General features: G+C 41.9%; 25 protein-coding genes. 10 read left to right on the forward strand and 15 right to left on the reverse strand.

The genetic code is table 11. The annotated features are described in order from the left end of the window. Positions 1-3: 3 nt before the first annotated feature. The 6 genes from ABC361_RS09555 to ABC361_RS09580 are packed head-to-tail and all read right to left on the reverse strand — an operon-like array spanning position 4 to position 6,021. Positions 4-1,050, reverse strand: coding sequence for a WxLIP family cell surface protein (locus ABC361_RS09555; protein ID WP_413073767.1), 1,047 nt, complete (start codon positions 1,048-1,050; stop codon positions 4-6). Positions 1,051-1,107: 57 nt separating this feature from the next. Then, on the reverse strand, positions 1,108-1,851 hold the full coding sequence (locus ABC361_RS09560; protein WP_413073768.1) for a WxL domain-containing protein: 744 nt from the start codon (positions 1,849-1,851) through the stop codon (positions 1,108-1,110). 28 nt (positions 1,852-1,879) lie between these two features. Next, on the reverse strand, positions 1,880-2,626 hold the full coding sequence (locus ABC361_RS09565) for a WxL domain-containing protein (RefSeq protein WP_413073769.1): 747 nt from the start codon (positions 2,624-2,626) through the stop codon (positions 1,880-1,882). A gap of 9 nt (positions 2,627-2,635) precedes the next feature. After that, positions 2,636-2,965, reverse strand: coding sequence for an LPXTG cell wall anchor domain-containing protein (locus ABC361_RS09570; protein WP_413073770.1), 330 nt, complete (start codon positions 2,963-2,965; stop codon positions 2,636-2,638). Continuing rightward, the gene (locus ABC361_RS09575) at positions 2,958-5,714 is read right to left on the reverse strand and encodes a lectin-like domain-containing protein (RefSeq protein ID WP_413073771.1); all 2,757 of its coding nucleotides are present in this window, start codon (positions 5,712-5,714) and stop codon (positions 2,958-2,960) included. Before ABC361_RS09575 ends, ABC361_RS09570 begins: the two co-directional genes overlap by 8 nt. Continuing rightward, the gene (locus ABC361_RS09580) at positions 5,701-6,021 is read right to left on the reverse strand and encodes a hypothetical protein (protein WP_413073772.1); all 321 of its coding nucleotides are present in this window, start codon (positions 6,019-6,021) and stop codon (positions 5,701-5,703) included. The genes ABC361_RS09575 and ABC361_RS09580 overlap by 14 nt, the downstream gene beginning before the upstream one ends. Positions 6,022-6,404: 383 nt before the next feature. Here ABC361_RS09580 and ABC361_RS09585 point away from each other — a divergent pair, with 383 nt between their 5' ends. Then, positions 6,405-8,393: a motility-associated ABC transporter substrate-binding family protein gene (locus tag ABC361_RS09585; protein WP_413073773.1), complete on the forward strand. Its 1,989-nt coding sequence runs from the start codon at positions 6,405-6,407 to the stop codon at positions 8,391-8,393. Between the two features lie 24 nt (positions 8,394-8,417). Here the strand turns inward: ABC361_RS09585 and ABC361_RS09590 are convergent, their stop codons facing one another. The 7 genes from ABC361_RS09590 to ABC361_RS09620 form a co-directional block, all read right to left on the reverse strand. Then, the gene (locus ABC361_RS09590; protein ID WP_413073774.1) at positions 8,418-9,773 is read right to left on the reverse strand and encodes an aminotransferase; all 1,356 of its coding nucleotides are present in this window, start codon (positions 9,771-9,773) and stop codon (positions 8,418-8,420) included. Positions 9,774-9,791: 18 nt separating this feature from the next. Next, entirely contained in the window at positions 9,792-11,015 is a 1,224-nt protein-coding gene (locus ABC361_RS09595; protein WP_413073775.1) for a Zn-dependent hydrolase, read from the reverse strand. Continuing rightward, complete coding sequence (locus ABC361_RS09600) at positions 11,016-11,225, reverse strand: hypothetical protein (RefSeq protein ID WP_413073776.1); 210 nt, start codon at positions 11,223-11,225, stop codon at positions 11,016-11,018. A 9-nt stretch (positions 11,226-11,234) separates the two neighbouring features. Beyond that, positions 11,235-12,647: a dihydropyrimidinase gene (hydA, locus tag ABC361_RS09605; RefSeq protein WP_413073777.1), complete on the reverse strand. Its 1,413-nt coding sequence runs from the start codon at positions 12,645-12,647 to the stop codon at positions 11,235-11,237. Positions 12,648-12,659: 12 nt separating this feature from the next. Further along, a complete protein-coding gene (gene preA / locus ABC361_RS09610) occupies positions 12,660-13,934 on the reverse strand; it encodes an NAD-dependent dihydropyrimidine dehydrogenase subunit PreA (RefSeq protein WP_413073778.1) in 1,275 nt (424 codons plus the stop codon). 11 nt (positions 13,935-13,945) lie between these two features. Then, positions 13,946-15,292: an NAD(P)-dependent oxidoreductase gene (locus ABC361_RS09615; protein ID WP_413073779.1), complete on the reverse strand. Its 1,347-nt coding sequence runs from the start codon at positions 15,290-15,292 to the stop codon at positions 13,946-13,948. A gap of 329 nt (positions 15,293-15,621) precedes the next feature. Then, positions 15,622-16,317 (reverse strand): GOLPH3/VPS74 family protein, encoded by a 696-nt coding sequence (locus ABC361_RS09620; RefSeq protein WP_413073780.1) that lies wholly within the window; start codon positions 16,315-16,317, stop codon positions 15,622-15,624. Positions 16,318-16,598: 281 nt separating this feature from the next. On the opposite strand from ABC361_RS09620, the gene ABC361_RS09625 reads away from it, so the two are divergent. The 4 genes from ABC361_RS09625 to ABC361_RS09640 all read left to right on the forward strand — a co-directional run bounded on the left by ABC361_RS09625 (position 16,599) and on the right by ABC361_RS09640 (position 19,736). Further along, positions 16,599-17,993 (forward strand): M28 family peptidase, encoded by a 1,395-nt coding sequence (locus tag ABC361_RS09625; protein ID WP_413075749.1) that lies wholly within the window; start codon positions 16,599-16,601, stop codon positions 17,991-17,993. A 289-nt stretch (positions 17,994-18,282) separates the two neighbouring features. Continuing rightward, positions 18,283-18,516 (forward strand): helix-turn-helix domain-containing protein, encoded by a 234-nt coding sequence (locus ABC361_RS09630; RefSeq protein ID WP_413073781.1) that lies wholly within the window; start codon positions 18,283-18,285, stop codon positions 18,514-18,516. Positions 18,517-18,770: 254 nt separating this feature from the next. Beyond that, on the forward strand, positions 18,771-19,547 hold the full coding sequence (locus tag ABC361_RS09635) for a hypothetical protein (protein WP_413073782.1): 777 nt from the start codon (positions 18,771-18,773) through the stop codon (positions 19,545-19,547). An 18-nt stretch (positions 19,548-19,565) separates the two neighbouring features. Then, positions 19,566-19,736, forward strand: coding sequence for a hypothetical protein (locus tag ABC361_RS09640; protein WP_413073783.1), 171 nt, complete (start codon positions 19,566-19,568; stop codon positions 19,734-19,736). 198 nt (positions 19,737-19,934) lie between these two features. On the opposite strand, the gene ABC361_RS09645 is transcribed toward ABC361_RS09640, so the two are convergent. Beyond that, positions 19,935-20,291, reverse strand: coding sequence for a hypothetical protein (locus tag ABC361_RS09645; RefSeq protein ID WP_413073784.1), 357 nt, complete (start codon positions 20,289-20,291; stop codon positions 19,935-19,937). Positions 20,292-20,560: 269 nt separating this feature from the next. On the opposite strand from ABC361_RS09645, the gene ABC361_RS09650 reads away from it, so the two are divergent. From ABC361_RS09650 to ABC361_RS09660, 3 genes are all read left to right on the forward strand, one after another. Next, positions 20,561-21,262, forward strand: coding sequence for a GntR family transcriptional regulator (locus ABC361_RS09650; protein ID WP_413073785.1), 702 nt, complete (start codon positions 20,561-20,563; stop codon positions 21,260-21,262). A 233-nt stretch (positions 21,263-21,495) separates the two neighbouring features. Further along, entirely contained in the window at positions 21,496-22,572 is a 1,077-nt protein-coding gene (locus tag ABC361_RS09655) for a tartrate dehydrogenase (RefSeq protein WP_413073786.1), read from the forward strand. Between the two features lie 113 nt (positions 22,573-22,685). Beyond that, a complete protein-coding gene (locus ABC361_RS09660; RefSeq protein WP_413073787.1) occupies positions 22,686-23,960 on the forward strand; it encodes an SLC13 family permease in 1,275 nt (424 codons plus the stop codon). Positions 23,961-24,097: 137 nt separating this feature from the next. Here ABC361_RS09660 and ABC361_RS09665 read toward each other — a convergent pair whose 3' ends face one another. Then, a complete protein-coding gene (locus ABC361_RS09665; RefSeq protein ID WP_051990764.1) occupies positions 24,098-24,406 on the reverse strand; it encodes a winged helix-turn-helix transcriptional regulator in 309 nt (102 codons plus the stop codon). Between the two features lie 191 nt (positions 24,407-24,597). Between ABC361_RS09665 and ABC361_RS09670 the strand changes: the two genes are divergently transcribed. Further along, positions 24,598-25,446: an aldo/keto reductase gene (locus ABC361_RS09670; RefSeq protein WP_413073788.1), complete on the forward strand. Its 849-nt coding sequence runs from the start codon at positions 24,598-24,600 to the stop codon at positions 25,444-25,446. Between the two features lie 13 nt (positions 25,447-25,459). Then, on the forward strand, positions 25,460-26,641 hold the full coding sequence (locus tag ABC361_RS09675) for an iron-containing alcohol dehydrogenase (RefSeq protein ID WP_413073789.1): 1,182 nt from the start codon (positions 25,460-25,462) through the stop codon (positions 26,639-26,641). Positions 26,642-26,867 lie beyond the last annotated feature (226 nt).

Consider the following 26,867-nt stretch of genomic DNA (forward strand, 5'->3'; position numbering starts at 1 on the left):
GCTTTAACTCGCAGAAGCACGCTGTTTATCCATTGCGTCAATGAGAAGCTTTTTGTGCTTTTTCCGTTGATAAAAAAGGATTAGGAAGAATGCGATCACTAGACATGCAATGCCAATTGCCACGTAAAGCCACGTATAGTCTGGAGCTGGAATTGATACGTCTGTCTCATTTAATGCAGCAGCTTGATCTTCTTCAATACTGAAAGGTTCCGTCCAACGCCACTCTTCGCCCATGGCAGATGCGGTCAATTCCATTATGTATTCACCAGCTTCAAGGGGTTGACCGTTGAGAGAAAGTGGGTATGAAAAATTTGAATTAGGAGCCATTTGCATACTCTCTGTTTCAGATTCGTACAACACCTCTCCAGAATCGTCTTTCACTTTTGCCTGAACAGAAAGTTGATTCACATACATTGGCTGTGCATTTTGAATGGTCGACATGATGACATTTCGCGCGTTTAATTGATCAGCATAAACATCATGTAACATTAACTCTGGCTCAATCTCTGATTGGTTTTGCTGTAAGACGATGCCAACGACATAGGCATATTGATTATCGATTGACAATCCTTCCTCAGCAGATTCATTCTGATTTTGTTCCAGTGTCTCTTGCAGTGTAATACCCCCAGCTAGTACTCCATCAAACGCCTCGTCAGGCATTGAGATGTGCAAGGGGAGGGTGTACGTTCCATTTGCCGGCACAGTGATTTCCTCATCTGTCGTTACCAAATCTTCTAATGGATAGAGAAGAGAAGGGTCTGGCTCGTCATGTGATTCTCCGTATTCCACGACACCGTTTGTATTCGTTGAAGCGGCATGTACGGCAGGAGCAATGATTACATCTGCATCCGTGTCGTTACGCAACACTATCTCGACTGTTTGTTCTGCACCAGGCTCCATTAAAAGGTCATAATAGGTTTTATTTGGATCGATTTGATTTTCTGGGATGACGGTTGTGACAGAGAAGTTAAACTCTGATGCTTGTACGTTTGGAATTCCTGTGAGTAGGAGCGCGAAAGTAATGAGAAGGGCAAAGCTAAGTCGTTTCATCAAAATCATCCTTTCTTGAAGAGAGGGCATGCATAACGTCTATGCATACCCATTTTTTTACTTATTTTCATTAGCTGGTGTATCAGCAAGTGTCCACGTTAAGGTTGTTGAATACGCCTGCGCATATTTCGTTGTTGCGCCTGGAACATTTAATTCAACGCTCGAGTCAGCTGTTTCACTTGTTCCAAATCGATACGTAAATGTCCCAGCGCCTTCACCATTTTTAGCAGCTAAAGGTGTGCTTTCCGCTCCAGGTGTTAGCGTGAAAGATTCTGCTACTTGCGAAGGTTTTTGAGAGTTTGAAATAGACTCAACCGCAGCATTATTCACAGTAATCGCCGCGCCATCTAAAACTTGACCTGCTTCCGTTTCAAACTGCCCATTTTGGACAACGGATAACGACCAGCCGCTTTCAAGTCCACGGTTATCCGTCACTTGTACATAGAGCGGGCTTACGTTCTCTGAATTCTTGTAGGTTTGGGGAGCAGCGTAGTATGTTTCGTCTGCTGAAGTAATCTTATGCTCGCCAAACTGAAATGATGACGCATAATCAATACTCAATGGACCGGGTGTACCAGGATTTGGCCCTTCAGGATCTGTGGGATCAACTGGATCAACTGGATTTTCTGGATCAGGGTTTTCAGGGTCAACTGGCTGTGTGACGTCATCATTTGGCTTAAACTTAATTTTTGCATTTGAATCATAGTCTACTGATTTTGACTCTGCTAATGCGATATTTCCTGTTGAGAGAAGGGCAAAAGCTAAAGTAGCAGCAACGGCAATGCGCGATATTTTTTTCATAGTTCATCCTCGTTTCGTTTTTTTAATGTTAGTCGTTACCAGGGACGTCAGATAAATTCCAGGTTAATGTTGTACGGTACTCAGTGCTATCTTTTGGTGTTGCACCAGGGACAAAAAGTTCAATAGCTGGTGTTAGGTTTGTTGCTTGATTTACTTCACCAAAGTGGTTGAGCCACGTTCCTGCACCCTCACCCTCATCAGCAAACATGACAATCGACGAATCGCCTTCAGGATCTAGTGAAAATGAAGCTGTGGCTGTAGGCGGATCAACGTTATTCAACGTACCATTCACAGTTGGATCGCTAAATGTAATTTCAGCACCTGTTAATGTGTCATGTTGTGTGTTTTCATTTTTAAATTGACCATTTTGTTGAACGCTCAAAACCCAACCAGTGTTTGTTCCGCGATTATCAGAAATTTGTACATAGTTCGGAACATAGCGGCCGTCACGCAGTTGTTGTGCTTTGGCTGGGTAAATGCGATCTTGTGATGAAATCTCATTCTCACCAAAATCTAAACTTGACGCATAGTCAATACTTAAAGGTCCTGTCGTGCCCGGATTCGGTCCTTCAGGGTCTGTCGGATCAATTGGATCAACCGGATTTTCTGGATCAGGGTTTTCTGGATCTAGTGGATCCGTGACGCCATCATAAGGGGTAAACTTCACTTTTCCGTTCGAATCATATGTAGCCCCGTTACTTTCTTCAGCATGGGCGATGTTGCTAAATGACATGGTAACGGCTGCTAAAGCCACTAAAAGAAGTGCTTTTTTCATTTTGTATCCTCATTTCACTTTGGATTTTGGTTGTTTCAGTCGTATGAATAAAACAATTGCAATTGCGATACTGACGAAGCCACTCAAGATGATTAAAAGAGGGGAGCGGTCGCCTGTTTGTGGCAAAACATCTAAAGGACTATCAATGACTTGTTCCACCGGTTGCTCGGGGTATTCGCCGAAAAATCCAATACCAGCGTCTGTCTCGGTATCTGCTTTTGTTATGAAGGGAGAGAAGGTAAATGCCACACTTAGCAACAGTCCGATAAGAAGCAGCGGTGTTTTCCGTTTAACATCCTCACCCCCTTTCATAAGGGAGTACTTTTTAACATTACTCATTGGCAGGCACATCCTGTAAGGTCCACGTAATTTCAGTCTCATAAGAACGATTGACGTTACCAGTACCCGCAGGAACATCGAGAAAGAAACCAATTTTTGAGTGCTTGTTATTTTGCCAACGTTCAGAAATGATGGCCGTTGATCCGCTTGTGATTTGCCCTCTCGCGATGACAGCCGCATTCTCATTAATCGGTTGTTGGCTGTTATTGTCGATATAGAATAAATTTGCTGATAATTCTGCCCCCGAGGTTTTATCTCGAAACGGTTGTTGTTGTTCCACCGTTAATGACCAACGATTTTTCACATAACGGGTGTCGGTAATCATAAGTTCTCCATTATCGACTTCACCAAAATAGCGTTCGTGCCTTGAGGAAATCGTTTGCGTGCCAAAGTCTAAATCGGGAACTACTAAAGATAAGGCACCATCAACAATTGTTACAGGTACTTGAATAATTTGTGTGACGTTGGAATAGATGGTGCTTTCCATTTTTACACCGACAGAATATACGCCAGGCTTGGATACGTCAGGGAAAGCTCCTGCAAAACCGACAACACGTATCGATTGATTTAACAAGTCTGGTTTAATTCGGATGTTTTTTACAAAGTCAGTGGCTTTCCAAGTTGTTGGGTCCGTACCAGCGGAAAACGTTTGCGGAACAGCATCAGCTTCAATGCCAATTTTGTTTAATGCGATCGTCGATTCATTTGTCGACACCTGCCCTTGAAACGCGCCGCTCGTCGCAGTAGCATAGGCTTGATTAATGAGTGAACCCGATGCTCGGTCATCTACTTGAACGCGAAATCGTATGGTTTTTGATTGACCAACTCCAATATCTCCTGGATTAAAAGTGAGTCGTTGCCCGTTAATTTGGCTTGGTTTATCTCTGGAACCATTTGCAACATACGTCAATCCGTTTGGAAGAGGGTCTGTCACTTGGACATTCGGCCACACAGCACCTAAGCCGTTTTCAGCTGGGTTTTCAAGTGTAAGTTCATATTCTAAAATATCTCCCGGGTATGCAGTCGACTGTTCTTGGAATCTGGTTTCGCCAGTTGTCACGTTTCGTACGGTTTTTTGTGCTCTTGGACGCTGAGGCAAATCAGCGTAGGCGATGGCATACATCCCCACTTCTTGACCGGTCGCTCCGGTAAAGCCCCAGTGAACACGATTACCCCCAAATAGTGTTTGGTAATTACTTACTTCGTAACGAGTTGTTTGACCGGCAAACGTGTACGAGAGGGTGCCGCTATTCCGAGAGCCCTTTTGCCACTGAACGGTAAACGGTTGCCAGCTGCTGCTAATAATTTGACGGTAATTTACATTTGAGTGCACCATTTTTCGGTTCTGCGGCCACCACCAATTACCTGCATCAGTATCATTCGGTCCAACAACGGCTGTATGACTTTGGTTTCGCATTCCTCGGTCACTAAAGTCGCCATTATGATACGTATCAAATTCGAATGAAAGCGCTTGTCGGATAAACCCTGTATAAGACGAGTTTCGTATTGTACCGTAAGCGCCTAAAGATTCACCATTATGCCCAATTGCTTGTAAACCTCGACCATCCCCATGCATGGTAAACGTAAGCCCATCCGCAATTTGCGTTTGGTTTGGTGTGGCACCGTTAATATACAAGTACATCGATGTCTGGAAGGATTGATTTAAGTCCACTTGTTCGTTAAACCACATGGCTGATGATTTATTGCGGGTGCCGTCTGCAAGGACGCGAACATTTGAACTACGATGTTGCGCAACATTCTGATCTCCAGCAAACGTAAATAGCTCACCGACGTTCGGTCCGCTAACAGGTGGGTTCGGAATTGCGTTAACGTTAGAAACCTCTATGGCTGATGTTGTAAACCGGTTTTTCACTTCTTCGATTTGCTGCTCAAGGTCGCTAGCCTGTTCTTCTTCAACAAAAGAGGGAAACGTTTCTTCATGTACTACGGTTTCCTCATCGTTGCTCGTTGTGTTCTCTTCAACAGACTTTTGTTCTTCCGGCGGAGCCTCTGCTTGTTTTTCCTCATCGTTTTCTTTAACTGTATCTTTCTGATCCTCTTCTTCGACAATAGGAGAGGATTCAGGAGCTTCCTCTTCGATTTGTTCTGACTGATCAGGTGCAGGAACGATTGGGTCTGGTTCGGTTGATTCATCTGGTTCAATGTTGTCGATTTCTTCTTCTGCTATTTCGTCAGGTTCTGTTTGTTCAACTTCTTCGACTTCTTCAACTTCTTTAACTTCTTCAACTTCTTCGACTTCTTCATCGGTCTCAATAGGCGGGGCTTCTTGTTGAGCACGTTCAAAAACGAACGCTTCGTAAATGATTTCTTCTTCATTCAAATTAAAAGAAGAAACAGCAAGGGTATACGTTCCAGGATGTTCGACTTGAAAGACGAATGAGTGTTTCTCTGTTAAAGCTTTACTATGTAGTTCAGATTTTTCAGCTATGTATTCTAGGTGTTCATCATCCTCTTCATTTACCCAAATTAGCCCTTCGGGTAGAGTGAGCACCCAGCGACTTTCGCTTTCTGCTATGGATGGATCAAGCTCAATTTCGATAAGGTTATCTGGACTGATCCTGTCATCGTTTTTAAGAGACAACGGTGCAGGCAGCTCTTTCGTTTCCTCTTCCGCATCTACAGCGATCTGTTGAAGAGGGATAGATGAAATGATAAGTAAGCATGCTAAAACGATGCAAAGATAACGACGATGAATGAACTGACGGTTCTTTAATTTATGATTGTACATAGCGCGCATCCTTATGATGTTGGTTTTCACTGTTATAATCGTCAGGATCGAAAAAAAGCGCTTGTCTCACTTCTTTAAGAAAGTGAATTTGTGCTGGTGATATCGTTTCGAAATTCATCAAATCATGGCGCAAATAATTGAGATGCCATAAACGATCAAGTTCTTCTTTTGTTAATGAATTGTTAAAAGCAAGTACCGCTTTATCGATGACTTCTCTAGCAGGAAGATGCGCTGGAAGGTTCATTTTTTTTCGTAAGCGTTTGTCAATTTCTTGCATTAATCGATAGGCTTTTACATTTGTACTCATCTAACCAACTCCGTTTCAAGACAATTGAACTAGGAACTAGTCATCATGATACGCGAAAATCTACCAAAAAATGGTCTCAACTTTTTCTTTCATTCGGAAAAAAATGAGATCATATACCTTATATATTAGCGCATAGCTTAAAAGTTGAGGGGGATTTTATGATAGTAAAATAGTTGTGTTTTCACAAAATATACATTAAAATCTGTTATTTATACTTAGAAATGTGTTTTTATTCATTTTCATAGAAGGAAAAAGAGATTTCGTGACGTGTTCGAATTGTTAAATCATTATTAAAATTATGTGTATAGGTGCTTTAACGCTTGACAATTTGGTATGATAAGCATGCTTAACGGTTTGATCATAACGTAGAGGAGATGTATGACATGCGGTTTGGAAAAGCAGTTGTAGCCGTTACGATAGGATCTTGTTTCGTTATAAGTTCCTATCAACTTGCAGTTGCAGAAGGTCCTAATGATTCTGCCCCAGTGTTGGAGCCGGACAATCCTAATGGAATGACGATCTTATTTGATAACAGTCACGGTCAAACAGCTGGGCAATCGGATTGGGTTATTGATGGTGCCTTTTCTGATTTTGCGGATGCTTTAGTGGAAGAAGGGTTTTTAGTGAAGGAACATCGAAGCTTAGAACCATTGTCTCAAGATGATTTAAACGACGTAGATGTTTTTGTTATCCCAGAAGCGCAAATTCCTTTTAAAGCCGTTGAGCAAGATGCAATCGCAAGTTTTGCGGAGAATGGTGGCGGAGTCTTTTTTATTGCTGATCACTATAATGCAGATCGTAATTTAAATCGCTGGGATTCAAATGAAATTATGAATGGATGGCGAAGAGGGGCATTTGATGATCCTACACAAGGGATGACAGCTGGAGAAATTGACGCAATGGAAGGTGTGAAAAGTTCAGATTGGTTAAGCGAGGAGTTTGGTGTTCGCTTTCGCTTTAATGCGATTGACCATACAGTAGGGGACGTTATTGTGCCTTCGGATGAAACGTTTGGAATAACAGAAGGAATTGAAGAAGTATCCATTCACGCTGGCTCGACGATGGCGATTATGAATGAAGAAATCGCAAAAGGGATTGTCTACTTACCAGAAGGATTAACAGAACAAGATCATAAATGGGGAAATGCCGTTGATGAAGGCGTATATTTTGGCGGCGGCATTGACGAAGGCCCGTACGTGGCTATTGGTAAAAAAGGAGACGGGAAATCTGCTTTTATCGGCGACTCATCCCCTGTAGAAGATATCACTCCGAAATATCGAAATGAAGAACACGGTGGACAAAAACGAACGTATGATGGTTTTATTGATCGCGACAATGGCCCATTGCTAGTGAATGTCGTGAATTGGCTCGCGGAGCAAGAGGACTATCAAACGTTTTCAGACATTGATTTGCCGTTAGACGAGCCATCTCCTATTTTAGATATGGAGACACCGGAGCAATCAACGGAACCTCAAATGGAACCATGGCGTGCACCACAGTCTGGCTACTTATGGTATGACCAAAGCACGTTCGCTGACGGAGCGTTTGGTTCGGATGAAGCCCCTCCAGTTGAGATTAGCTATGAGATTGAGACACCTAGCGTACTTCCAGTCGATGGCACACCTTTTGAAGTGAGGATACGTCTTTTAAACATGAATCCGAATCAAGAAATAAACAATGCTGACATGCAAGTCTATCTTCAAGGAGGAACGGCAGTCTCGCAAATTCAACAAGCAGACGGTTCTTGGCCGAATGGCTTTGGGTATCAACATGTAGGTGCGATTAAGGCAGATGCATCAGGGAGTGCGGAAACAACCGTGATGATGCGTCTCGGCAATGGTGTAACAGAAGGGCAAGCCAACATTAGACTGCGTGTCGGCGCGGGCAATAATGTTCTGACTAAAGCAGTAACGATTGGTCAGGGAAGCAGTGAAGAGGTGCCACCAATTGAAGAAGGGACATATGAGCTCAACTATGCTGAGACACTTCCTTTAGGAGGGGTGCCTTTTCCAGTAGAGGTCATCCTTAATGACCTAGAACCAGGTACGACGATCACAAATGCGCAAATTCAAGTGTATCTAGCTGGTGGTCAAGCCATCTCGCACATTCAACGAGAGGATAGTGCCTGGCCGTCACATTATGGGTACTTTAATGTAGGTGAGATTACGGCCGACCAAAACGGCCGCGGGAGTAAAACCATTCAAATGCGGTTAAACCCATCCATTCAAGCGGATAAAGCGCAGATTAGGCTTCGTTTAGGTAGTGGAAACAATGTCTTAACAGAAGCGGTATCCCTTGGAGCTGTAAGTACGTCATCAATCAATTTTCTCACATTTCAACCTTACCGTTCTGTCATGGATCTTGCTAGCTAAAAAAAGACCCTCGAGGGTCTTTTTTTATTCATAAGCAGCGAGAACGTCGAAAAGAGTCTGAACTAAGAAACTCAACTCTTCACTCGTTGACGTCAGGGGTGGCGCAATGATCAGGACGTTGCCGCCAGACGGGACGGTATCGCCATTTTTCCCAATAATGAGGCCTTTCTTTTGACATGCCGAGACGATGGCTTTCACATCGACATCATCAAGTGGTTCTTTTGACTCTTTATTTGAAACAAGTTCAATCCCATATAGAAAACCAACCCCGCGAACATCCCCAACGACACGATGAGAAGACAGCTGTTTTAATTTACGTAAAACATCCTCTTCTAATTTTGCGACGTGGTCGACAATCCCTTCTCGCTCGATGATCTCAATCGTCTTCAACGCAACGGCGCACGAAGCTGGATGTCCGCCATACGTGGAAACATGTCGGAAGTGCGATGTGGAGTCATGTTCTTTAAAAGGTTCGTAAATGGACTCTTTCACGCATGTCGCCCCAAGGGGGAGGTACCCTGCTGTAAGGCCTTTAGCAAATGTGATGATATCCGGATAAAAGCTTTCTTCATGCATATAGCCAAACATTTTTCCTGTTCGACCGAAGCCAGACACGACTTCATCTAGAATAAGTAAGACATTGTAACGGTCACAAATCTCGCGGACTTTCTTATAGTAAAGCGTAGACTGGGGTGGGATTACACCGCCGCCAGAGATAACAGGTTCCATTATAAAGGCAGCTACAGTCTCCGCGCCTTCCCACAGTATGGTTTGTTCAAGGTATTCAGCCGCAAGCAGATCATCATTAGCATCTGACCCGAAGCTACTTCGATAGGCATAGGGGGGAGGAATATGAATAAATCCAGGTACATTGACTTCATATTTCATTTTTCGATTTGCTTGTGCAGTAGCAGCTAAAGCGCCAAGGGAGTTTCCGTGATAAGCACGATAACGAGAAATGATTTTTGTTTTCTCAGGATTTCCAGATTGCTTATGATATTGACGGGCGATTTTAAAGGCTGTTTCATTTGCATCAGAACCACCGTTAGCAAAAAAGGAGCGATAGCCGCCGCCTAGTAATTGATCTAATTTCTCCGCTAGATCAATCGCAGGTTTATGTCCAAATGAGAGAGGAAAGTATGCTAAGGCTTTCATTTGCTCTGTCGCGGCATCAATAATTTCAGATTGACCGTGTCCGAGATTTAAACACCATAGTCCTGACACGCCATCAAAGTAGCGCTTGCCTCCTGTATCTGTAAACCAAGCTCCTTGACCGCTTTCTGCAACCAATGGTGAGGCGTCAGCTTGATACGGTTTTAAGGCGTGCCATACGTGAGCTTGATCTTTCTCGCTGTATGTCTTTTTTGTCTCTGCTTCCATGTCGAAACCTCCCCAAATCTAGTTAATTTTATTTAAAACCGTTTCATAAAGAATCGTTGCGCCATTTGCGCAGTCTTCCCAAGAGGTGTATTCTTCCTCCGCGTGACTAATGCCCCCAGTACTCGGAACAAACAACATCGCGGTTGGGGCCATACCAGCGATAAACTGGGCGTCATGTCCAGCGCCACTAACCATTCTTTTATATGAGAAGCCATGTGTACGCGTTGCTTCTTCAACGCTGTTTACTAGATCGGAATGAAACCACACAGTGTCTCGTCCCCAAAGCTTCGTCGCTTGAGCAGGGAGAGACGCTTGTTCTACAACTGACAGTATGATCTGTTCCACTTCTTCGATTACTGCCTCGTCCTTATGTCTGGCTTCGATGGAGAAGACGACTTTATTCGGAATGACTGTATGAATATTTGGGGATACGGAAAATCGTCCCATTGTATAAACAACCTCTGAATCGAGAGCAGGAAGCTTTTCGTGAAAAGCAGTCAGACATTGAGTAGCTGTCGTTAAAGCATCGCTTCGCATCGTTTGCGGTGTTGTACCTGCATGGTTGGATTTGCCTGTAATCTCAATCTCATAACAGCACATTCCAACAACACATTCGACAACACCGATCTGTAAATCTTCTTGCTCTAGAACTGGACCTTGTTCAATGTGCAACTCAATAAATGCTTCTGCCTTGTTGAGGCGGTTCTTTTTATCGCCAACGAAACCACTGGATTGAAGTGCCTCAGCGAACGTCACGCCAGAAGGATCTTGTTTTGTGAACATTGCATCTTTATCAAATTTACCGGAGACGATTCCTGAAGCCATCATAGAAGGCTCAAAACGAGCCCCTTCTTCATTGGTGAAATTAATAATGCCTACAGGTCTGTTAGGTTCGATTCCTTGCTCAATCAGAGTGGTGACGACCTCTAGTGCTGCTGCAACGCCAAGCACGCCGTCAAATCGTCCACCTTTTTTTACTGTATCTAAATGAGAGCCCATATAAATAGGGGACTTCTCTGGGTGCTTCCCCGGAAGAACGGCATACATGTTCCCGAGATCATCAACTGTGACATGTAACCCTAAAGCTTCACATTGTTCTTGAAAATACGTACGAGCCTTAATGTCCTCGTGCGATAAAGCTAAACGGGTGACACCGTTGTTTAGTGTTTTGCCAAAAGTGGAAAATGTGCTCAAAGAAGCCTTTAAACGTTCCATACTGATGCTCGTTTTTTTGGTCTCCATTTACTTTTCTCCTTTATGGAAAAATAATGTTGACGCGTATTTTCGTGCGTTTGCGTTTCCGATTGTGATTGTATGCTGATCTTGTTGGTTGTTGACAAACTGAACATCTGAACCATTTAAATGATCGGTAATCGCTGCAATCGTAAACCCACCTGTAATATACTGGTCAATTTTTTCGCGTTCTTCTTCGTAGTGGATCTGTTCTGCCATAAAGTCCTCCTATTGTTTCACTTTTTCATTCGAGAGGGTAGCGCCATACCGTGCTCGTTTAATAAATGAACCATCTCCTGGGGAACCGATATACGTCCCGTCTTGGATAATCACTTGGCCACGTGATAGGACCGTTTTCGGTAAGCCTTTTATGCTCATTCCTTCAAATGCGTTGTAATCAACAGCTAAATGGTGCGTTTTTGCAGATAACGTGCGTTCTACTGACGGATCAAACAAAACGATATCTGCGTCTGCGCCAACTGAAATGGTTCCTTTTTTCGGATACAAGCCAAATAATTTTGCTGCTCTTGTCGAGGTCACATCAACAAATTGATTTAAACTGATTCTACCTTTCTCCACACCTTCTGAATAAATGACGCTCATACGATCTTCGATGATCGGACCACCGTTAGGAATTTTAGTAAAATCATCTTTACCGAGACTTTTTTGCCCATCAAAATCAAACGAACATTGATCACTTCCGACTGTTTGTAGTGCGCCTGTTTTTAAAGCGTTCCACAAAACGTCTTGATGCGCTTTAGGGCGGAGTGGAGGGGACCATACGTACTTCGCTCCTTCAAAATCTGGTTTTCGTAAAGCATCTTCATCAAGAACTAAATATTGTGGACACGTTTCACCCCAAATATCAGCACCTTGCTTTCGAGCTTCTTCAATTTGTTTGACTGCTTCTGCGCATGTAACGTGTACAACGTAAAGCTGAGAGCCGGCTAATGAAGTTAATCGACACGCCCGTCCAGTCGCTTCACCTTCCGCTTCAACAGGACGGGTCAGGGCGTGGTAAATCGGATCGGTCTTGCCTTGTGTGAGGGCTTGTTTTGTCAAATAGTCAATAACGTCCCCGTTTTCCGCATGAACCATGACGAGCGCTCCTAATTCCTTTGCTTTGATTAACGTTTCAAATAACGTGGCGTCGTCTGCTTGAAACACATTTTTATATGCCATAAACACTTTGAAAGATGTAATGCCTTCATTGGAAATCACGTCAGGAAGTTCTTCTAAGACTTCATCTGTCATTTCACCAATCATTAAGTGAAAGCTAAAATCAATCGCTGCTTTTCCTGATGATTTGTTATGCCACGTTTGAATCGCTTCTTGGAGCGGTTTGCCTTTTTCCGTCAAACAAAAATCGACAATGGTTGTTGTACCTCCGAATGCAGCACCTATTGTTCCTGTTTCAAAATCATCTTTCGTTACAGTACCGCCGAAAGGCATGTCGAGATGGGTATGGGGATCTACGCCACCTGGGAATACATAACATCCAGTGGCGTCAATCGTTTCATCCACGGTGCCAAACGCAGCGGCTTCACCAATGGCTGCAATTTTGTCGTTTTCAAGCAAAAGATCTGCTTGATACGTTTCTGAAGCTGTGACAATTGTGCCGTTTTTTATAAGTTTTTTCACGGTTATCACTCCTTAAGATTGAGAGGTTTTCAGAGAGGCTAATGCGTGTTGACGTTCATTCCAAGACATAGGCGGTAACCCGTTTTCTTTTACGACCATATCAATCGCGCCGTCTACCGGGCAAACAATGGAACATAAATTACAGCCGACACACTCGTCTTCGTTTACCTTTAAATACGGCGCACCGTTTTCATCTGTTAGACGTTCAATGCATTGATGAGCAGTGTCTTCGCAAGCGATATGACATTTGTTGCAGTTAATACACACGTCTGTATGGATATTGGCAACAACTTGATGATTTAAATTGACATTGCCCCAATCTGAGTAGGTTTGAACGGATTTTCCTGTAAGATCTCGTACAGACGCAAGGCCCATATCATCAAGATAACTGGATAAACCATCAATCATATCTTCAACGATACGAAACCCATGGTGCATAGCAGCAGTACAAACTTGGACATTGGTGGCTCCCATTAATAAAAATTCAACCGCGTTTTGCCAAGTAGAAATGCCGCCAATTCCTGAGATTGGAACATGAACGTTAGGGTTACGGGCACAATCTCCTAACATGTGTAAGGCGATTGGCCTTACGGCTGGCCCACAATAGCCGCCGTGGGTGCCAAGTCCATCAACATTCGGAACGGTTTGCCACGAATAGATATCCACGCCAGCAAGACTATTGATCGTGTTAATCATACTTACAGCGTCAGCGCCACCTTGAACAGCTGCTTCAGCGGTCACGGTAATGTCGGTAATATTCGGTGTTAGTTTGACGATGACAGGGGTCTGGGCGACTTCTTTTGCCCATTCGGTTTGTTTCCTCACTAGTTCTGGAACTTGACCAGATGCGGCACCCATTCCGCGCTCCGCCATGCCGTGCGGACAGCCAAAGTTAAGTTCTAATCCATCTACACCAACTGATTCTACTTTCTTCACGATTTCGTGCCACTTGTCTTGCTGTGGTTCGACCATCAATGATGCGACAATGGCATGGTCTGGAAACCGTTTTTTCGTTTCTTCAATTTCCCGTAGATTTGTTTCAAGAGGGCGATCAGAGATCAATTCAATATTGTTAAAACCCGCTACACGTTGACCATTAAAATGAACAGCCGCAAAACGGGAGGTTGAATTAATAATCGGTTCACCTAATGTTTTCCAGACAGCGCCACCCCAACCAGCTTCAAATGCGCGTTGAACTTGATAACCAGAATTTGTAGGTGGTGCACTTGCAAGCCAAAACGGATTCGGGGACGAAATTCCTGCAAGATTGCAATATAGATCAGCCATCATTTGCCTCCTTATGCGCTTGTTTCTGAGCGCTTTCCAAGTAGTTGTTCGTGAATTGCGTATGCAGTTTGTTTTCCTTGTTCAGCAGCAGAAACAACCATCGCTTCACCTTGCCCATCACCGAAAATGACGTCACCGCATGCATAAATCCCTACAGCAGTGGTTTGGAATTGTTCATCAATGGTAATCACACCTTTATTGGTCATCACTTCAGCATGATCAAGCCAGTCGTAGCGAGATTGTCCAATTGCTTTGATGATGAAATCCACTTCTATTCTTTTCACGTTCCCGGTTGGAATAGGGCGTCGTCGACCATCTTCAGCTGGATCTCCTAACGTCATTTCCATACATTCAATGGCTGTAACCTGTCCATTTTCGTCTTGAAGAATTTGAGTAGGTGAGTGGAGCCATCTAAATTCCACGCCATCTTGTTTGGCAAATGTATATTCAAAATCATAAGCAGTCATTTCTGCTTCCGTCCGGCGGTAAAGAATCTTCACGTTATTCGCTCCTAAGCGAACTGCACATGTTGCACCATCAATAGCAGTATTTCCTGCACCGATAACAACACCACGTTTTCCGTGAAAGTCTTTTGAGAGAGCGCCCGTTTTCGTCGCTTTAACAAATTCAATTGCATCATACACATCTTGAGCGTCTTCTCCAGGGATGCCTAGCATCGGTACGTTCGCCATGCCAACTGCTAAAATGACGGCATCATAGGAGTCTTGTAATTCTTTTAACGAGATATCTTGTCCAACGGTTGTATTGGTTTGAATCGTTACACCGACGGACTTCACCTGTTCTACTTCCCAAAAGGAAATCCGTTTTGGTAGACGAAACGAAACAATGCCATACGTATCTAAACCGCCAGCTTCTGTATCCTTTTCAAAAATGGTAACGCTGTATCCAAGCAAAGCGAGTTCTCGTGCAGCCGATAATCCTGCAGGACCACTCCCGACAATCGCAACCTTCTTATGAGTTTGTTTGCCTGCTTTAAAAAGGATTTTGTCATTATGAATCGCCCAATCAGTGGCAAAACGCTGTAATTTCCCTATAGATATGGCTTTAGAAGAGTGATTTAACACACATGCCCCTTCGCATAATTCTTCAGTAGGACAGACCCGTGCGCAACTTGCACCAACAGGGTTTGCTTCCATAATGGTTCGAGCCGATCCAAGTAAATTTTCTGTTGTAATTTTTTTAATAAACGTAGGGATATCAATGCCAGTAGGACAAGCTGTGATACAAGGCGCGTCATAGCAGTAAAGGCATCTTGTCGCTTCATCCATTGCTTCTTGGTTGGAGAAAGGTGGTTCGACTTCTTCAAAATTGAGCTGTAACTTGTCTAACAAATGCATGTAAACGCCTCCTTTTTGTAAAATTACAAAGACATGCTACATCTTGCGGTTGTTGCATGAAACGATCTACTTATAATATAAGCGGAAAATTCTAAATTCAACAACAGTGTTAGATTATATGTTACAAAACGTGAAAAATGAATGGAAAGACGAGCCTCCTTTCCTGAATGGTAGGAACGGTCTCATGGTGATCGAATCATTGGGGGAGTGTGTAGATCTTTATTGAAGGGAATCGTGATGAATAGTACTAGTATAACCATAGACAAGCATGAAAAGCTAGATAGAACCATATGACCTGTCCTGAGAAGGAGACAGGTCAAGAGAATAATCTATGAATCTGAAGAAGAGCTGGAAGATGTAATAACAGCTGTTGTTAATGCGACCCCTAACGATGCGTGAATGGTATCCGTCGTGACTTTGACAGCTTTTGATACTGGTAAGTCATGCGTAAGTCGTTTGAGTTGTTTTTCAATGTCGGTTGCTTGTTTACGGTCAGGAAAAATAATATGAATCAATTGACTTGAATGTACGAGTGATAAAAGCGTCACTACTCGCTCATCTTCTTTATTAAGAGCCTCGTTTTGTTCTGTTTTGGTAATCACGTCGGAGAAACGATTTTGTACAAGTTCAAGTAGATTTCCTTGTTCAAAATGATACGAATACGATGGGAATAAACCAAAGACACGTTTTTCTTTTAACGTCAGATAGTTTGATTGATCGAGCTTTTCTCCAATTTTGTGGGGCATATTCTTATATGTAGTAGGCAAAGACGACACCCAATGCTTTGCAGATTTCGGCTTTTTTTCATTCATGAGTGCTAGCGTCTCATTCAGAAGGGGGTCTTCAGCATCCTTTTGTAAGATCACAATTTTCTTCTGCTGTACTTCAACATAGGCATGTAACATAAGGTCAGCAAGTAGAGCACCTGCCAAAGAATAGGGCAAAGATGTTGTTGTTCGCGCATAAGGCTTATTTGTCTTTGGGTCAATTGCTAACATAAACAGTTGTTCCGCAAGTAATTGCATAAACAGTACTCCTTCACATGAAATTATTTTTGTTTTCTTACGAATAGTATGACGAATGATTTCATTATAAGCAAATGAATGATCTTACAATATACAATCTTATTGGGAAATATATAATTTTCGACTCATTTTATAGGTGGAAATTGCGCGGTATTTGAAGAAGAAACGTTTATATTTTAATCTGTTCTTCAACTTATTTCCCAAAAGGATATTCTCTAAATGAAACGAAATGCTTAAGGGAGATTAAGGAGGATGATGAATTGAGACGATTACAGAAATCTATGGCCGTTGTTGCACTAACAGCACTTCTCTTTACTGGTGGATCTGTTTCAAGCCCGCAAGCAGATGCATCTAGTAGTAAAGGGCAGACTGTGGAGGCTTCTCTACACCAGTTTGATTTGGACAAATTATTTTTAAAGCATTTTAACGCAGAGAACACGTACGATCATATTTATCATTTAAGTGAAACAATCGGACCGAGAGTAGCGGGCAGTGAGGAAGAGAAAGCGGCAGCTGCGTATTTAAAAAGAGAATTCCGCAAGAACTTGTATGTAGTAAAAGAGCAAGAATTTTCCATTCCTGATCGCTTACAAGGAACATTAGAGGTCAGCGGAGAATCCATTGCGATTGGTACTGCGACTGGAGCGGCACCTACAAGTGAAGCAGGATTAACGGCAGCACTATATGATGCAGGATTAGGCGCGCCTGAAGAGTTTAGTGAAGAAGCAGAAGGGAAGATCGCATTAATTTCAAGAGGAGGCACGACATTTGCAGAGAAAGCATCAAACGCTGTAAATGCTGGAGCCGTCGGCGTGATCATTTACAATAATGTTGACAGTTTAGTACCGTTGACGCCAAACCTTGCAGGGACAGAGATCTCAATACCAGTTGTAGGCGTTAGTCGTGAAGATGGGCAACATCTGTTACAAGAGCAAGAAGCAACAATGACATTAGAAGCATTAACAAATCAAACGTCTACAAATGTAATCGCAACTCGAAAACCGCTAATTTCCAAACCTAACCCAGAGATTGTCTATATCACCGCGCATTACGATAGTGTCCCAGGCGCACCGGGAGCAAATGACAACGCATCGGGAACAGGTACGATGCTTGAGATGGCTCGTGTATTAAAATTCCTACCAATTGACAAAGAAATTCGTTTTATTGGTTTTGGTGCTGAAGAAATTGGCTTAGTTGGTGCGAGGGAATACGTCAATCAACTTTCTGACAAAGAAATTGAGCGTAGCGTCGCAAACTTTAATATGGATATGGTCGGCACCAACTGGGAGAGAGCCGATACGTTGTTTGTAAACGTAACAGACGGAGAGCCAAATCTTGTATGGGAAGCCTCGCAAAAAGCAGCTCAAAAATTAGGTTATGAGGACGAAATTGGATTAAAACGAGGCGGCTCATCTGACCATGTTGCGTTTCACGAAGTCGGCATTCCATCTGCTAACTATATCCGCCAAGAGCGTGCCACTGGTTCATTAGAGCCATGGTATCACACACCTTTTGATACAGTTGAGAATATAAGCGTTGATCGATTACAAGTAGCAGGTGAAATTGTTGGTCAAGCTGTTATCAGTACGATTAAAAAAGAGTTTAAGTGGAACAAAGGGAAACGTGGCGAAATGAACAACCTTAAAGATGAAGAGATTTACACAGAAATCAAATAAGTTAGAGCCTGCTCGTTTTTTAAGCAGGTTTTTTTACGTTATACTAAAGGGAGATTTCATAGTAGGGAGGGATTTACGATGAAACAAAAGACAAAACTCCTTATGTTAAGTGGACTAATCATCTTGTTACTCTTCATAATAAGTATCGCAATAACGGTATCTGTCATCCAAAACCCGACAACAAATTAATAAAGAAAACGACTTTAAACGAATTTAACATTCCTTAAAAGGGAAAAGTGGTACAATTATCTTAATATGACGAATCATTCTAAATCTTGGAGGGATGTAAATGGAAAAAATTACAGAACAAGATTTGCAAGTCATGATTGAGAAAATGGTACAAATGAGGAAGCAACTAGGGATTAGCCGCGCAGAATTATCGAAGCGTACCGGCCTTAATCAACGAACGATAAGAAAAATGGAAGCAAGTCTAAATCGAACGTATGCCTATGATTACTTAAAAATTGTGGATGTCTTAACGATGCAAATGCTCGAAAATGATTTAAAAAAGGGTGTGCTTTAGAACATCGTTGCTGATAGAAAGGATGGTACGCCATGCTTTCTTTTTTATGTTTTTATCGAAGCAGAGAATACTTTATCGGACTTTTTGCCCTTAAATAGGCGAACAAAACCTAAAAAATCATCAAAATGATTTTTGGGATTTGCTTCCTGTGCGTATACCCTGTAAGATTAATCATCCGTCACTAATTAAACGAACGAACGATATAGATGATCGCATAGACAATAGAATATGACACACATTTAGAAAGGAGACGGATGTTTAGTCCAATCGATTGGTTTCGCCTGTTTATGGCAGCGCTTTTTATTCTTCCAATCGTAACGGTTATTCGGGAATCAGGCTATTATTTGGCTGCAACCTTGTTAAAAGGCGAAAACAAGCACTTAATCATTGGTAGTGGCCCCACGTTATTTAAGATTCCTACAATAGAAGTTAGACGATATTTTTTTATGTTTAGTTGGATGGAGTACGACGAATTAAAACCTAGTAACCGCATTTGGCATGGGATAATCTATGCTGCACCGATCATTACGACAGGGACCTTTGCAGTTGTCGTTAATTCACTAGTGTTGAATGAAGTGCTACCAGCTAATATTTTCTGGACCACGTTTATTTTTTACTGTTTCTATTACATGCTTTTTGATGTTATTCCTGTCTATTTACCAGATGGACAGCCGACAAATGGCAGGGCGATCTTTGACCTTATTTGGCATGGTGAACGCTCAGACTATAAAAAGCTACGATTAGAAAAGGAAAAAAATGAGCATTCAGATACTAAAGAAACGAAAACAAAGCGTAGTAATACTGATGCACAAGAGGACACGATGGAAAACCGTGATCGAGATGATCAAGAACGCGGCGACCACACAAATCCTGAAAAAACCGAAGAAGAAAAAGAAGAACAAGATCACCTTACTAAACAGGAGCAGAATACAAAAACGAAGCGAAGTTATACCGATTCTCAAGAAGAGACAAAAGAAAATCGAGATCGAGATGAAAAAGAACGTGACGATCACACTCAACCTGAGAAGTGATAAGGAGTGTAAGCCCCAATGTTTAAAGTTGTACGAAATGTAGATGGGGTAACTGAAACATTTAAAGATGCAACTAGCCATCTGGAAATTTACTTTGATGATTATGCTACTGCTGAAGTACAAGCCAGAAAATTGAATTTAGATTTAATCTTACTTGATTCAGACGACTGGCGAGTAGAGAAGGTATAAGACTATATGACAAAGAACTTGGTTCACGAAACCAAGTTCTTTTTTAGGGTGGGTGCAATTAGACTTATTGATTACATTAAAATGACCATGATAATCACCTTTAAGATTGGAGACGACTCTCACGGAAGCATATTGAATACAAAATAAGACCCCGCTTTTCAGCGAGGTAAGTGATAAATGTTCAAAGTTACGTAAAGATTAATCAATAGCTGTATAGGTGACTGTGTTTGTTGACATAGTTGACCCATACTCTAAAGTGATTCTTACCCGTTGGTTGTTGGCATAAGCTTCTTCAATAACCTCTTGAGCATCAACCATGTGAGTGCCATTAGCAAAAGTAGCTGCTAATCCGGCCCAACCTGGTAATTCTCCCAATGCTGCGCCAATGTTTCTTCCGTTTTGCATGCTTTCCCGCATGCCTGCAACTTCATCTCTTGAAAGATATTGATCAATGGTTTCACCTTGTACTGCCTCAGCGTAATTTTGTGAGCCGCTTGTTTGACCAAAACTCGCTACACCACCAAAGGTTAGTACTAAAGCTACGGGAATTGACAATAAAAATTTGGTGTTAAAACTTCTATATCTAATTTTTAACGCCTCCTTATATACTTGTTACCCCAGAAGATTATACCAAAACTTAAAAGTGGAAATTCTTTGAGAAAAATATATAAACGATTAATCATTTTGAAAACAAAGTAGCAAAATAAAAACAACTATTATACTTTTTCAAAAGGTAATGTAGATAAATTTAGAGGTTGATAGTAGTATGATGATAAAAGTCTTATAAGTGAGCGTATTAAATAGAAGATTATAGGAGAAGCCTCATGAAAATGAACGTTTCATTAGAAACATTAAAAGAGAAAACACAAAATTTAGAGCGTGTTAAGTTACCGCAACAAGCCTATCTTATTTTGAGAAAAGCTATAAGAGAGCTTCATTTTGCTCCGGGAAGTATGTGTTTAGAGCGAGAGGTTTCTGACTTTCTAGAAATGAGTAGAACACCTGTCAGAGAAGCTCTTATCCGTTTAGAAACGGAAGGTTTCATTCGTTTAGTACCTCGTAAAGGGTTTGTAGTAGAATCAATCAATCCTGAAGATTTACAAGAAATTTATGCCGTAACAGTAGCCCTCGATGGAATCGCTGCTGAAGCTGCAACGGAACAAGTGTTTGAAAACGATTTAATTAGACTTCAACAGCTAATTGATAAACAAATAGAAGCCCTAAATAGTGAAGATTTGGCTACTTGGTCTCGCCTTGATGATGCGTTTCACCAAGAGATTATTAATTTGGCTTCAAATAGTCGTCTTTCCATTACTTATGAATCATTTGATGATCAATGCCATAGAGCTAGACTTTTTACAATAAATGAACGGCCATTACCTGAACAATCCATTCAAGAGCATAAAGCAATCATTGAATGCATGCGAGCTAAAAACGGACAAGCTGCTAAATACATTATGCAAGAACACCGAAATCGCTCACATAAAGAAATTTTAAACGTTCTACGAGAAAAAGAACGTTTGTAACTAAAAATTGGATTAAAAGTATAAAAGAATAAGCAAACTGTTGCGAGGATTTATCTACGCAAATCATTGTCATACCAAAAAATAAACCCTATTCCAATGTGAATAGGGTTTATTTTTATTTTTAATTAATACATTATTGGTTAAATTAATCTATTTTAACGAATTAAAATAGAGTATTGACATTTAACGTATACATTAATTACACTGAATATATTAAATTGGAGGTGGATCGAATGACTAAAACGTATAAATTAGCTGTCATTCCTGGAGATGGAATTGGAAAAGAAGTCATTGATGCTGGCATGAAGGTTTTATTACATATGGAGAAGCAATCAAAGGGTGCTTTCGTTTTTGAAAGCGATTACTTTGATTGGGGTAGCGATTATTATCTAAAACATGGTCGCATGATCCCTGAAAGTGGGGTCGATCAACTGATAAACTATGATGCCATTTATTTTGGTGCCGTCGGAGATCGAAGAGTGCCAGATCACGTTAGTTTATGGGGATTACGAATTGCAATATGTCAAGGGTTAGATCAGTGGGCGAACATTCGACCAGTTGAATTTTTGCCTGGTATCCCTCATCGTTTGGTGCACCCTAACCCTGAAAGTTTAAATTGGATCCTTGTGCGAGAAAATTCAGAAGGAGAATACTCTGGAATCGGTGGTAGAAATTTTAGTGCTCGACCTGACGAGCGTGAAGTAGCCATTCAATCGTCTGTCTTTACTGAATACGGCTGTGAACGTATTATCCGTTTTGCTTTTGAGCTTGCCCGTACAAGAACCCGAAAAAAGGTGACGAGTGTTACAAAAAGCAATGCCCAACAATATGGCATGGTCTTGTGGGACGAAGTTTTTACACGAGTAAGCAAAGATTATCCAGATATTGAAACCGATCAATGGTTAGTTGATGCAATGGCCGCTCGATTTGTGTTGCATCCAGAAGATTTAGATGTCGTCGTTGCTTCTAATCTATTTGCAGATATTCTGTCTGATTTAGGGAGTGCATTAGCTGGTAGTCTTGGTATTGCTTCAAGTGCAAACTTACAAGTAGATAAACGCTTTCCAAGTATGTTTGAATCTGTCCACGGTTCTGCACCAGACATTGCTGGTCAAGGAATTGCAAACCCAATTGGTACCATTGCAAGTGCAGGATTACTTCTCGATGATCTAGGCTTACATGATGAAGCCGCGAAACTAAACCAGGCCATAAGACAGACTACATCAGAAGGTGTGGTAACAAGGGATATAGGTGGTACGTATACGACTGAAGAAGTGACTAATTCAATTATCAAAAACCTTTCAACGTAATTCTTTGTCTATGTGTTCGGTACTTAGATTATTGTCTGAGTACCAAACACGCACTAAAAATTATGAAAGCGTATTCATTGCGGAGTAAAAATATGGGAAGCAGAGGTGAGGAAATGAGTCCAGAAATTATAACAATCCTGTTCTTAATTTTTGCAATCGTAATGTTTGCTATGGAGAAGATCCCATTACCTGTGACAGCTATGATTGTTGCTGTTGGTTTAATTCTTACTGGGGTATTAGAACCAAGTGATGCCTTTGGTGGGTTTGTTGACAACAATGTGCTCCTATTTATGGCTATGTTTATTGTTGGGGCGGCTTTTTTTGAAACTGGTATGGCTCAAACAGTAGGGGGCATAATCACAAAGTTCGCTAAATCAGAGAGAATGTTAATCGCTGTCATTATGATCTTAACAGGTCTCATGTCCGGTTTGTTATCAAACACTGGGACCGCTGCTGTATTGATTCCTGTCGTTATTGGCTTAGCTATCCGATCAGGTTTTGCCCGTTCAAGACTGTTGCTACCACTAGTATTTGCGGCAGCAATGGGTGGGAATCTCAGTCTCATCGGCGCCCCCGGTAATATGTTTGCTCAATCGGCATTGCAAGATATTGGTCTTTCTTTTGGTTTTTTTGAGTATGCAAAAGTAGGTTTACCAATATTAATTATTGGAATTTTATATTTTTGTTTCTTTGGATACCGCCTGCTGCCTAATCGTAATGATGAGCAGGTAGATAACGATTCTGTATTTAATCAAAAGGTCAATTATTCTGCTGTGCCTGCATGGAAAAGATTTCTTGCCCTAATTATTCTCGTAACGACCGTTCTTGCTATGATTTTTGAGGATACAATTGGTATCCCTTTGCATGTTTCAGCTTGGACAGGGGCATTAATATTAATTGCCACGAGAGTTATCACTGAAAAATCCGCGATAAAATCAATCGATATGGGAATTATCCTTCTATTTGTTGGCTCATTAGCACTTGCTAGGGCAATTGATCAATCTGGAGCAGGAGAGTTGATTGCGAACACATTTATTGGTGTAGTTGGAAACGAACCTTCACCATATTTATTACTATTTCTCATTTTAAGTCTTTCCTCACTTATGACTAACTTTATGTCCAATACAGCAACGACTGCTTTGCTTGTTCCAATTAGTTTATCGATTGCAGCATCAATTGGCGCAGATCCAAGAGCGGTTCTTATGGCAACAGTCATAGGAGGTTCATTAGCATTTGCAACACCAATTGGCATGCCTGCGAATGCAATGATTTATAACATTGGAGGCTATCGATTTATCGATTATGTTAAAGCTGGTGTTCCAATGATACTCGTTGCCATTATTGTTTCGATGATTTTACTTCCTATCTTTTTCCCTTTTTATCCATAAATGAAATCGATTACAACTTTAATGTCTATAATTCTGTAGCCTTTGATCGAATCACAAAATAAAAGATGGGCGAGGAAAATTTTTCATGCTGGAAATTAAAAATGTCTCTTAATTTATTGATTGTGCAAACCAAGCCCTTACTTCGCGGACCACTCCTTACCCCATTTTTTCATTTCTTTAATAATTTTATGAAACGATTCGCCTTTTTCGGTAACTGAATATTCGACTGTCACGGGAACCGTTGGGATGATCGTGCGATTGATCATGCCTTCGTTTTCGAGATGACGCAATGATTTCGTTAGTGCGGTAGGGCTAATGCCATTAATGAGCCGAGATAACTCATTGAACCGTTTTTTCTCATCGTACAGTTCTCTTAAAATAAAGAAAGACCATTTGTTTCCAATAACTTTTAATGCAGCTTCGATTGAACAAGGTACGTCACTCATTGTTCCGGTCAACTCCCTAGTATAAAAAGTGTAGTATGTACACATAAGTGTATAACATAACAAATAATTCACTCCTTTTATTTTATTAGTAAACGTTTAAAATAACAATGAGAGATCTTTTCTCCGTTTTTATATGAAAGCGGATTCGAACGAACTGGTTTACAATCAGGCAGTGAGGGAGTAGATGGAAGATGAATAGCGTTACGTTAAACAATGGGATAAGCATGCCACAGCTTGGCTTCGGCGTGTGGAAAGTAGACAATAACCAGGCAGAGGAAGCTGTTACATATGCGCTTAATACGGGCTACCGTTCCATCGACACAGCGATGATTTATCAAAATGAAGGTGGAGTCGGAAAAGCGATTGCCGCGTCCTCAGTTCCTCGCGAAGAGCTTTTTATCACAACGAAAGTGTGGAACGCTGATCAAGGATACGATTCGACGATTAATGCGTTTGAGCAAAGTTTAGAAAGATTAGGACTAGACTATGTTGATCTCTATTTGGTTCACTGGCCAACGCCAAAATTTGATAAGTATGTGGAGACGTACAAAGCACTGGAGAAACTGTATCATGACGGGCGCGTGAAAGCGATTGGCGTCTGCAATTTTGAAGTTGAGCATTTGGAACGAATCCTTGACGAGTGCGACGTCGTGCCTGTTTTAAACCAAGTGGAGTGTCACCCGTACCTGGCTCAAACGGAGCTAAAGGCGTTTTGTGAAAAACATGCTATCTATCTAGAAGCGTGGAGTCCGCTTGATTCAGGTGGAGAAGTGCTTCAGGATGAACAAATTCAAGCGATTGCTTCTTCATATAACAAATCAGTCGCACAAGTCATTTTGCGCTGGCATCTTCAAAACAAGACGATTGTCATTCCAAAATCGGTTACGCCAAGCAGAATCGAAGAAAACTTGGATGTGTTTGATTTTGAATTAACGCCTGACGAGATGAATGTCATCCACGCATTAGATCGTGGTCAGCGCCGAGGAACGCATCCGAACGAAATGAACAAATTTCAACCGCTATATCAACCAAAATCGTAAAGGGGTAGAAACGATGAATGAACTGTCTTATTATTACACACCAACGAAAGTTGTTTTTGGAAAAGCTGCTGAACATCAGGTCGGAACAGAACTCGAGAAACTTGGAGTAAAAAAAGTATTGCTTCATTACGGTGGGAACAGCGCGAAAAAATCAGGTTTGTTGGATCGGGTTAAGGATTCATTGAGCGAAAACGGCATTCAAAGTGTCGAGCTTGGCGGCGTAGTTCCAAATCCGCGCTTGTCGCTTGTATATGAAGGCATCGAATTAGTGAAAAAAGAAGAGCTCGATTTCATCCTCGCGGTAGGTGGAGGAAGTGTGATTGATTCGGCTAAGGCGATTGGGTACGGTGTGGCGAACGAAGGCGATGTATGGGAACTGTATCAGTCCAAACGTCGAGCAACAGCCTGCTTACCGATTGGGACGGTCTTAACGATTGCCGCTGCCGGGAGCGAAATGAGCACCGGTTCCGTTATTACAAAAGAAGAGGGCTGGGAAAAGAGAGCCTATGATGATGACTTAGGTCGTCCGGCCGTCTCCTTTTTAAACCCTGAATTGCTTAAGACGCTTCCGTGGTACCAAACGGCAGCGGGAAGTGCTGACATTTTAATGCATACGATGGAGCGTTATTTTAACCAAAGCACGAATATGGCTTTGACTGATGGATTAAGCGAGACGATCTTGCGGACCGTGATGGAACAAACGATGATTGTAAAAGAAGATCCGCAAAATTACGAGGCGCTTGCTGAACTAATGTGGGCCTCAAGCATTTCGCACAACGGTCTTACTGGTTTCGGTACGGACGGGGGCGACTGGGCGACTCATATGTTAGAGCATGAACTTAGCGGCATCTTCGACGTAACCCACGGCGCAGGTTTAGCTGCGATCTGGGGAAGCTGGGCGCGCTATGTCTACCAGAATCGACTCGATCGCTTTGTGAAATTTGCCGTCAACGTCATGGGGGTTACGCCTGAACAAACAGACGATGAGACCGCAATTGCTGGGATTGAAAAGATGGAAGCCTATTACCGCAGCATTGACATGCCGGTATCCGTCTCTGAAATGGACGTTCACTTGACGGATGAACAGATTACAGAAATGGCCGATAAGTGTACGGAGGCAGCAGGTGGAACTATTGGCGTTGTTAAGCCGTTAGGCAGAGACGATATGATTGAAATCTATCAAGCTGCACGATGATGGTTTGGGTGGAAGTAGGAAGAGACCTTTGTTTGGTGAAGGTCTTTTTTTTGTGAACACATACTCTAAAGTTTAAGGCAAGGCCATCGAAGATTACAGTAGTTGTTAGCTAGCGACAACAAGCAATCAAAGGGGATCATAAATACTAAAAAAGATTTTGCCCTTTTCAGCATTGAATCTTTAAGGAAAAAATCTTTGGTCTCATCAGTGTAAGCCTTGCGCCCCA

Origin of the sequence: Shouchella phoenicis, assembly GCF_047238345.1 — a bacterium.
Lineage (GTDB): Bacteria > Bacillota > Bacilli > Bacillales > Bacillaceae_D > Shouchella.

Bases quoted from the DNA above. Each gene is read 5' to 3' on its own strand.
- ABC361_RS09670 (WP_413073788.1), top strand. From the start codon at position 24,598: ATGAATAGCGTTACGTTAAACAATGGGATAAGCATGCCACAGCTTGGC.
- ABC361_RS09635 (WP_413073782.1), top strand. From the start codon at position 18,771: ATGTTTAGTCCAATCGATTGGTTTCGCCTGTTTATGGCAGCGCTTTTT.
- ABC361_RS09585 (WP_413073773.1), top strand. From the start codon at position 6,405: ATGCGGTTTGGAAAAGCAGTTGTAGCCGTTACGATAGGATCTTGTTTC.
- ABC361_RS09640 (WP_413073783.1), top strand. From the start codon at position 19,566: ATGTTTAAAGTTGTACGAAATGTAGATGGGGTAACTGAAACATTTAAA.
- ABC361_RS09580 (WP_413073772.1), bottom strand. From the start codon at position 6,021: ATGAGTACAAATGTAAAAGCCTATCGATTAATGCAAGAAATTGACAAA.
- ABC361_RS09555 (WP_413073767.1), bottom strand. From the start codon at position 1,050: ATGAAACGACTTAGCTTTGCCCTTCTCATTACTTTCGCGCTCCTACTC.
- ABC361_RS09570 (WP_413073770.1), bottom strand. From the start codon at position 2,965: ATGAGTAATGTTAAAAAGTACTCCCTTATGAAAGGGGGTGAGGATGTT.
- ABC361_RS09655 (WP_413073786.1), top strand. From the start codon at position 21,496: ATGACTAAAACGTATAAATTAGCTGTCATTCCTGGAGATGGAATTGGA.
- ABC361_RS09620 (WP_413073780.1), bottom strand. From the start codon at position 16,317: ATGCAATTACTTGCGGAACAACTGTTTATGTTAGCAATTGACCCAAAG.
- ABC361_RS09630 (WP_413073781.1), top strand. From the start codon at position 18,283: ATGGAAAAAATTACAGAACAAGATTTGCAAGTCATGATTGAGAAAATG.
- ABC361_RS09660 (WP_413073787.1), top strand. From the start codon at position 22,686: ATGAGTCCAGAAATTATAACAATCCTGTTCTTAATTTTTGCAATCGTA.
- preA (WP_413073778.1), bottom strand. From the start codon at position 13,934: ATGGCTGATCTATATTGCAATCTTGCAGGAATTTCGTCCCCGAATCCG.
- ABC361_RS09665 (WP_051990764.1), bottom strand. From the start codon at position 24,406: ATGAGTGACGTACCTTGTTCAATCGAAGCTGCATTAAAAGTTATTGGA.
- ABC361_RS09600 (WP_413073776.1), bottom strand. From the start codon at position 11,225: ATGGCAGAACAGATCCACTACGAAGAAGAACGCGAAAAAATTGACCAG.
- ABC361_RS09615 (WP_413073779.1), bottom strand. From the start codon at position 15,292: ATGCATTTGTTAGACAAGTTACAGCTCAATTTTGAAGAAGTCGAACCA.
- ABC361_RS09675 (WP_413073789.1), top strand. From the start codon at position 25,460: ATGAATGAACTGTCTTATTATTACACACCAACGAAAGTTGTTTTTGGA.
- ABC361_RS09560 (WP_413073768.1), bottom strand. From the start codon at position 1,851: ATGAAAAAAATATCGCGCATTGCCGTTGCTGCTACTTTAGCTTTTGCC.
- ABC361_RS09590 (WP_413073774.1), bottom strand. From the start codon at position 9,773: ATGGAAGCAGAGACAAAAAAGACATACAGCGAGAAAGATCAAGCTCAC.
- ABC361_RS09595 (WP_413073775.1), bottom strand. From the start codon at position 11,015: ATGGAGACCAAAAAAACGAGCATCAGTATGGAACGTTTAAAGGCTTCT.
- ABC361_RS09565 (WP_413073769.1), bottom strand. From the start codon at position 2,626: ATGAAAAAAGCACTTCTTTTAGTGGCTTTAGCAGCCGTTACCATGTCA.
- ABC361_RS09575 (WP_413073771.1), bottom strand. From the start codon at position 5,714: ATGTACAATCATAAATTAAAGAACCGTCAGTTCATTCATCGTCGTTAT.
- ABC361_RS09650 (WP_413073785.1), top strand. From the start codon at position 20,561: ATGAAAATGAACGTTTCATTAGAAACATTAAAAGAGAAAACACAAAAT.
- ABC361_RS09625 (WP_413075749.1), top strand. From the start codon at position 16,599: ATGGCCGTTGTTGCACTAACAGCACTTCTCTTTACTGGTGGATCTGTT.